The organism is Streptomyces sp. DH41, from assembly GCF_029813785.1.
Lineage (GTDB): Bacteria > Actinomycetota > Actinomycetes > Streptomycetales > Streptomycetaceae > Streptomyces.
In genome coordinates, this window is the sequence record NZ_JARVKY010000056.1 from 1 (window position 1) to 6,963 (window position 6,963).

At 71.4% G+C, this 6,963-nt stretch carries 9 protein-coding genes; all 9 read left to right on the forward strand.

The genetic code is table 11. From position 1 onward, the window contains the following. Nucleotides 1-685 precede the first annotated feature (685 nt). A complete protein-coding gene (locus QC283_RS39300) occupies nt 686-976 on the forward strand; it encodes a hypothetical protein (RefSeq protein ID WP_279566591.1) in 291 nt (96 codons plus the stop codon). Next, the gene (locus tag QC283_RS39305; protein WP_279566592.1) at nt 969-1,259 is read left to right on the forward strand and encodes a hypothetical protein; all 291 of its coding nucleotides are present in this window, start codon (nt 969-971) and stop codon (nt 1,257-1,259) included. The genes QC283_RS39300 and QC283_RS39305 overlap by 8 nt, the downstream gene beginning before the upstream one ends. Further along, nucleotides 1,252-1,548 carry a hypothetical protein gene (locus tag QC283_RS39310; RefSeq protein ID WP_279566593.1) on the forward strand — a complete coding sequence of 99 codons (297 nt, stop codon included), beginning with the start codon at nt 1,252-1,254 and terminating at the stop codon, nt 1,546-1,548. The genes QC283_RS39305 and QC283_RS39310 overlap by 8 nt, the downstream gene beginning before the upstream one ends. Before the next feature lie 714 nt (nt 1,549-2,262). Continuing rightward, entirely contained in the window at nt 2,263-2,601 is a 339-nt protein-coding gene (locus tag QC283_RS39315; protein WP_279566594.1) for a hypothetical protein, read from the forward strand. A 92-nt stretch (nt 2,602-2,693) separates the two neighbouring features. Further along, nucleotides 2,694-3,614 carry a hypothetical protein gene (locus QC283_RS39320; RefSeq protein ID WP_279566595.1) on the forward strand — a complete coding sequence of 307 codons (921 nt, stop codon included), beginning with the start codon at nt 2,694-2,696 and terminating at the stop codon, nt 3,612-3,614. A 92-nt stretch (nt 3,615-3,706) separates the two neighbouring features. After that, complete coding sequence (locus tag QC283_RS39325) at nt 3,707-4,276, forward strand: hypothetical protein (protein ID WP_279566596.1); 570 nt, start codon at nt 3,707-3,709, stop codon at nt 4,274-4,276. Nucleotides 4,277-4,415: 139 nt separating this feature from the next. Beyond that, nucleotides 4,416-4,919, forward strand: a complete 504-nt coding sequence (locus QC283_RS39330) for a hypothetical protein (protein WP_279566597.1) — start codon at nt 4,416-4,418, stop codon at nt 4,917-4,919. A gap of 587 nt (nt 4,920-5,506) precedes the next feature. Then, the gene (locus tag QC283_RS39335; protein WP_031031888.1) at nt 5,507-6,502 is read left to right on the forward strand and encodes a DUF6192 family protein; all 996 of its coding nucleotides are present in this window, start codon (nt 5,507-5,509) and stop codon (nt 6,500-6,502) included. Between the two features lie 2 nt (nt 6,503-6,504). Further along, the gene (locus tag QC283_RS39340; protein ID WP_031031886.1) at nt 6,505-6,924 is read left to right on the forward strand and encodes a hypothetical protein; all 420 of its coding nucleotides are present in this window, start codon (nt 6,505-6,507) and stop codon (nt 6,922-6,924) included. The last annotated feature ends 39 nt before the right edge of the window (nt 6,925-6,963 follow it).

The following is a 6,963-nucleotide window of genomic DNA, read 5'->3' on the forward strand; positions in this document are numbered from 1 at the left end:
GCCGCGCTGGCCGCAGGCAGAGGAAATGACACGGAGCTGAGACAACGAGCGGATGCCCCGGCGTGAGACAGCGCGACAGTGCCCTGGTCACAGCGTCGCCGCATGACAGGAGCCGCGAGATCCTACACCGTGGTTGTAGGGTCTCAAAAGGCTTGGCAGAATCTCACGGCAGTTGGCAGATGGATGGCAGAAATGCCACTGCCGTGAGACTCGCAGTTCAGAGGCTTCACTCGTTTGGGTGACTCGGGCGGTAGTCCGGGTCACCTCCGGGCGGGTGCCTGGCACCTTGGCTCCACAGCGGTCGTCCGTGGGGTCTGGGGTGCGTGATGGTGACGGTCAGCTTCCGTCGACGGAACAGTGATGTCGCTGATGAGCGGGCATGGACTGACGCGTCGGCCGATCTGTTGCGGACGGCGGCCCCGTGGCGGACGTTCCGCTGGTACAAGGGGCAGCAGCACGTGTCATGTCGCAGGTCAGCGGCGTGCATCGAACGGGAGTCCTGAGGGTTTGGACACGAGCGTGAGACTGAGCGGCTGGACACGGCGTGAGACTCCACGAGAAGCCGCAGGTCACAGAACCGGTCTGGGACACGAGCGGCGAGATCTACAGTGGTGGTTCCCGCGCAGCAGGTCGACGGCAGCCGCCGCGAGCGGGCAGACTCGGAGCAGACCGAGGGGGACACGCGATGACCGCACAGCCGATCCACACGCACGAGCCCGAGCGGGTGCCACGCAACGCCGAGGGCATCGCGGCCGCGCTGGACGGGGCGCGCCGCATGGAGTTCTACCGCGAGCTGCTGGCCGCCGCGCCCGAGGAGGCGGAGGGCGTCCTGCGCCGCTGGTGGTGCGAGGCGATGCTCGACACCGACCCGGCCGGAGACCGGCTGACCGCGGCCGCGCTGGACGGGACACTGCCCACGACGGCGGTCGGCGACCTGATCGAGCGGCGCCGCGCGGCGGGCCTGCCCGTTGAGTGAGCCGTACGGCGAGGAGCCGGAGGGCCTGCCCTGCGTGCTGTCGGAGGAGGTCACCGACCTCCTGATGGACGGGGCGCGCCGCATGGAGTTCTACCGCGAGCTGCTGGCCGCCGCGCCCGAGGAGGCGGAGGGCGTCCTGCGCCGCTGGTGGTGCGAGGCGATGCTCGACACCGACCCGGCCGGAGACCGGCTGACCGCGGCCGCGCTGGACGGGACACTGCCCACGACGGCGGTCGGCGACCTGATCGAGCGGCGCCGCGCGGCGGGCCTGCCCGTTGAGTGAGCCGTACGGCGAGGAGCCGGAGGGCCTGCCCTGCGTGCTGTCGGAGGAGGTCACCGACCTCCTGATGGACAAGGCCCTGCCCGGCGCGGTGTTCGGCGCCATCGTGGCCGCCACCGTCGTGATCAACGAGACGAGGGGCGAGGTGCCGGGCAGCACCGCGTCGGCGAAGTGGCCGCAGCAGCGGCGCATGCCGCTCGGCGCGGACGGCTCGCTCGGCATCGCCGAGTACGTCATCGTTGCCGACGCCGACCCGCCGCACATCGTCCTCACCCGCGTGCAGCTCTACTGACCCGACCAGCCCGACCCGGGGCCCGGCGAGACACCCGTCCGCCGGGCCCTTCGGCGTCTCACGGCGGAGACGCCGGCGGGGGCGGTGCTCAAGGAACGCCGCTCCGCGCCGTGCCCCGTGCATCCGGCTGTCGTCCGGCCACCGGGCCGCCTCACCTCTTAAGAGGTGAGTTCGTGGCGAGGCTGACGGAACGGGCGACGGGTTCAGGCACGCGGGGGCTCCGCCCCCACACCCCCGACCCTCCACAGAGGGGAGGGGCGCCGTTTTTGATCTTGCGGCCCGTGGGTGGTGCTGGGGTGGGTGGGGTGGGGGGGGGGGGGTGGGGGGGGGGGGGGGGTTCCCTCCGCGACGGGGCCCCCGGAGAGGACCACAGCCCGCGCCGGGCCGCCAGGCCAAGCCGCTACGCGGTCGCCTTCGGCGAGCCTGGCACCCCGACACGGCCTGCGGTCGGCTGCGCCTGCCCCGCCGCGGAGGGAACCCCCCGACCGGCCCGTCGTGCGGCGTTCCGCCGGGGGGAATTCCGGTCCGTCGAGGCGCCGGAATTCCCTCCGGAATTCTCTTCAAAAAGGCCTCTGGCCTGCGGTTTTCGGCGTGTCGAGAGTTGACCTACGGCCTAAAACTTGAGAGTATTGTCTACGTCGGAAGGGGGCGGGAATCCCCTCCCGGCACCGGGCTCCGGCCCACACCGAGAAATCTCAACGAAAGGCCACGCCCATGCTGGACCTCACCAACATCACCCGCCTGCCGATCAACGACCTTGAGGCGATCGAGCCCATCTACGCCGAGCTGTGGCCGGTCTACGACCGGATGCTGCGGACCTTCTCCGTCCAGCTCTGGAAGGACGGCGAGCCCAGCGGCATCCACGGCCTGACCGACAACTTCCGGTACGCCGACGAGCCGATGGAGGCCATCGACGCCTTCCTCGCCGAGCGTGGCGTCCGCGCCCTCACCGGCGACGAGGCGGTGCTGCTGTACGCCGGTCTCGTCCACGCCAAGGGCGGCCCGGACTGGGAGATCTTCCAGATGCAGCTCGCCGCCGCCGAACAGCTCTGACCGGTCATCACACACCCTGCGAGCGGGCGGGGGCGGGAATCCCCGCCCGCTCGCAGCCCAGCCACCGAACCACCTCAACAAGGAGTACGACCATGAACGCCACGCCCCACGCCCGCGCTGCGGCCCACCGCGCCCGCACCATCGCCGACGTCGCCCGCACCCGCTGTGCGAACCCCGCGCCCGTCCTGAACGCCGACGGACGCGCCGCCCTGCTGGAGATCGCCGCCCTGCTGGACACCGCAGCACTCTCGCTGGAGACCGACGAAACCGGCACCTGGGACGGCGTCGTGATCACGAACACGATCGACTGGGACGCCTCGCACGCGCTCCGCACCGCCGAGACGATCGCCGCCGCCAACCCCGCGATCGGCTTCCCGCCCCGGTTCACGCAGTACGTCACCGCCCCCGTGTTCGGCAATGAGGTCGACCTCCCCCCGTCGCTGCTTCCCAGCAGGGGCGCCGGGCCCGCGCTGATCGCGCAGGAGGGGGACCTGTTCGCCCGGCTCCACGCGGTCCACGGCCACCTGCGGCTGAAGCCCCTGTCCAGGGACGGCGTGACGGTGGGGTACCTCAAGGCCGCGTTCGCCCTGCACTGGAAGCACGCCCGCCTGGCCGAGTCCGTGGCCGCCGACGCTGCCCGCCCGTGCAACCAGCCCGCCGAGCCTGCGCCGACCGGCGAACCCGCACCGCTCGACCTCACCGGCCTCACGCCGTACACCGTCGGCATCATCCGCCTTGCCGAGAGCAAGGGACTGCGCGCGGCCGACGGCGGCACCTACCGAGGCGTCCGCCGGATCACCCTCAACGCAGGCGGCAAGCACGGCACCTTCGGCACGATCCAGGTCGGCAAGGCCAGCGGAAGGGCACTGCGCGCCGAGCTGATCCACGGCAACGGCGGCATCGAGCGCCGCGCCCAAGGGGCCGTCGCCGTCCGGGCTCTCGTGAAGAACGAGCGCGTCCACGCCTGCCCCGACGGCTGCACCGCCCACTCCGCGGCCGACTGCCGCCCGTAAGACCTCCCGCCAGGGGGTGGGGGAGCGGGGCGGGAATCCCGCTCCCCCACCAAGCCCGGACCCACCGAAGAACCTCAACAAGGAGCACGATCATGAGCGCCACCACCCTGAAGACCCGCATCGGAGAGCCGGACATCGAGTGCCGCTACCCCGTGATCATCGGAGAGGACCGGGTCATCGGGCAGGCCTACCGCTGGCACCGTGACTGGCTGGTCGTCACCAGCGAGGGCGAGCACAACCTCCGCCGCCCGCCCAAGGGCACCAAGGGCATCGACATGGCCGCCGCGTACCTCGCCGAGGAGTACGCCGCCGGTCGCGTCACGGCCGTCGCGCTGGACCTGCTGCTCGCCGAGGCGCCCCAGCCGCTGAACGGCCCGGTGCCCCTGCTGCACCCGCGGATGCCCGCCAGTGACCGCAACATCGCGGGCGCCAAGACCGCGTTCGCCGGTCTGACCGAGCACCGCTGGCGGGCCGTGCTCCACGGATTCCCGGGGTCGGACAACCCGTGGTACCTGCTGTGCGAGCTGTGCGGCTGGTCCGGCGTCCGCTACTGGAGCCACCACCGCGGGCGCAACGGCAACCCGCCGTCCGCCCACCGCCACGAAGGCGGATGCATCGGCGAGGACAAGGTCCGCACGCTGATCCCCGCCTACCAGAAGTAGCCCGTCGCCTGCCGGGCCCGGATCTCCCTGGGCCCGGCGGCACCGGCCACACCAGACCACCCGGGCGCCGGCGGGGCGGGAATCCCGCCGCCGCCCGGGGCACGCCGAGAAGCCTCAACCCCCCTGGAGGGAACCCGACATGACCGTCTTCGAGCCGACCGAGCAGGCCCGCGCCGCCGCCTTCCGGGCCGCCGCGCTCGCCGACATCGCCCGCCGCCGCACCCTGGTCGCCTCCGCCTGGAACGGCCGCGCGCTGATCAACGTCGCCGAGCTGCTCGACATCGTCACCCTGTCGCTCTGGGAGGAGGCGCCGACCCGCCCGGGCGGCATCTGCGAGAGCGCCCGGCTCGCCCTGGCCGACGCCGAGGCCACCGCCGCCGAGACGCCGGGCACCGGCTTCCCGCTGGGCTTCGGGCAGTACGTCACGCACGCCATGGACCGCCGCCCGCTGACGGTCCCGGCCCGCCCCGGCCTGACAGGCTGGAGCCTCGCCGACGAGGACGCCCAGCTTGTGGCCGCGCTGGACGCCCTGCACGGCCACCTCGCCGCAGCCGCCACCGAGACGGTCGCCCTGGCCCTGCTGGAGGCCGTGTTCGCTCTGCACAGCAAGCGTGCCGACCTCGCCCAGCTCTCCCACGGCTGACGCACCAACCATCCCGGCCCGCCGCTCGCGCGGCGGGCCGGGGGAGGGGGTCTGAGTAGCTGTTTCCGATCCTCGGTTCTGGGTAGATTTGCGCCCTAGCCTGGACCGGTGTCTGAGGGTGCCGAGAGGGCCGTGGAGAGGGAATGTCGCGCTTGCGGTGAACGGCTGAGGCTGGATGCCCGGCCCGGGGCGGCGTTCTGCTCGTCTGTCTGTCGTTCCAGGCAGTGGCGCAAGGAGCGACGGTTACGGAAGCGGTTGGCGGCCGTACGGGACGAGACCGGCATGGTCGAGTGCCCGGAGTGCGGGGCCCGCTGGGTGGCTGGTGTCGACCGCCGCTCGGACGCCCGGTTCTGCTCGCGGCGGTGCGTCGTGAGGGCCTGGCGGAAGCGGAAGGATCCGTTCGCGGATCGTGCACAGTGACCACTGAACGAACGCCTCCGTGGACCAGTTTCGCTCACGGAACGGTCAATTGTGGTCATTCATTGTGATCTTCGTATTTCCGGTCCGACTCTCGGGAACGGATGCGGTCCCTGTCCTGTCATGGCCCCAAGTGCCTTGCCAGAGGCCGCACTTGGATGGTGAAAGCCATGTCCGAGCAGATGGAGAACATCGGATCCGTCAGCCAGTCCCGCTACGAGCAGATCGTGGCCGAGCTGCGGGAAGTCGTGGAACAGCAGACCCGGGGCAAGTTCACGATCGGCGACCGGGCCCTGGAGATCGAGCCGGTCAGGCCCCGCGGCGGCACCCCGGACACCGAGTGGACGGTCCGGGAGTCGCTGGTCCGCTTGGCCGACGACATCGGCCTGACGTTCCACACAGTGAAGAACGCGAGGTGGATCGCGTCGCGCTGGCCCAAGGAACACCGCCAGGGGGACGTGTCGTTCACGATCCACCGCATCCTGGGCCGGATCGAGAACGACCAGGAGAGGTGGGCCGCGATCAAGAACCCTCCCGAGGGGAAGGCCCGGTGGACGGCGGACGACGCCAAGCGGCGGGTCGGCTGGACGGTCGACAGCCCGGAGACCCCGCAGGAGCGGATCACCGCGATTCACCACCTGGCCCAGGATGAGGAGGTCGCCGCGGCGGTGACCACCGATTTCCTCAGGCGCCCGCAGGTCGCGGCCAAAGTCTCCACGGAGAACAAGGTCCGGGTGGTGGAGGAATTCACCCGCGACGAGGGCGTCGCCACTACGGCCGCGACCAGCCTGTTGCGCAGGCCGGACGTCGCGTTCAAGGCGATGAGCGACGACACCGCCCGTTTCCAGGTCAACTCTGCCCAGGCCGAGCGCGGCCGGCAAGCCCACGACCACTTCGAGCGCACGAACCCCGTCGCCCCGGCGGTCCGCAACATCGACCGGACGGTGGAGTTCCTTGACCTGGTGACCGCCTTCCACGCGTTCGTCGCGGCGGCCGGCCGCACCGTTCCCGGCCTGCGCGACCGGCAGCTGTCGGAGGACGAGCGCACCATCGTCCACCAGAACGTTGCGAAGGTGAAAGCGACCCTGGACTGGATCGAGACGGCGGTCGACACCGGCAAGGTCGACATGGACGACGAGCTCGCGGCCATCCTTCGGGGCGAGTAGTCGTGCCCCGCGCCTCCCGGCGCAAAGGGGACGCGGCCAGACGGCACGCGGACACGGTCCGCTTCGTCCTGTTCGAGGCCCGGCCGGCCGGGCTGGAGTTCCACCAGCTCGTTCGTGCCAGTGCCCTGTCCCCGCACCAGGTCCGGTCCGGCCTGGCCGCGCTGAAGGACGAGGCCGCGTCGAAGGGGTGGCCGCCGCTGATCTGGAACCGCGTCGACGGCTATCAGCTCGGCGCGGAGCGGGCCGCGCTGGAAGCCTACGAACGGCAGGTCGTCTCCGAGAAGCTGACGCAGTTCCGCCGCTTCATCACTGGCACCGTCGCCCCGCACGCGGCCGCCCATCCGAACGACAAGTGGGTGCGGCACATCGTCGCCCAGCTCAACTCCATCGAGTCCACCCTCGACCTCATCGCCTCGGCCTGACCCTTCCCCGCGGGGGCCGACCGGCGAAGCCGGTCGGCC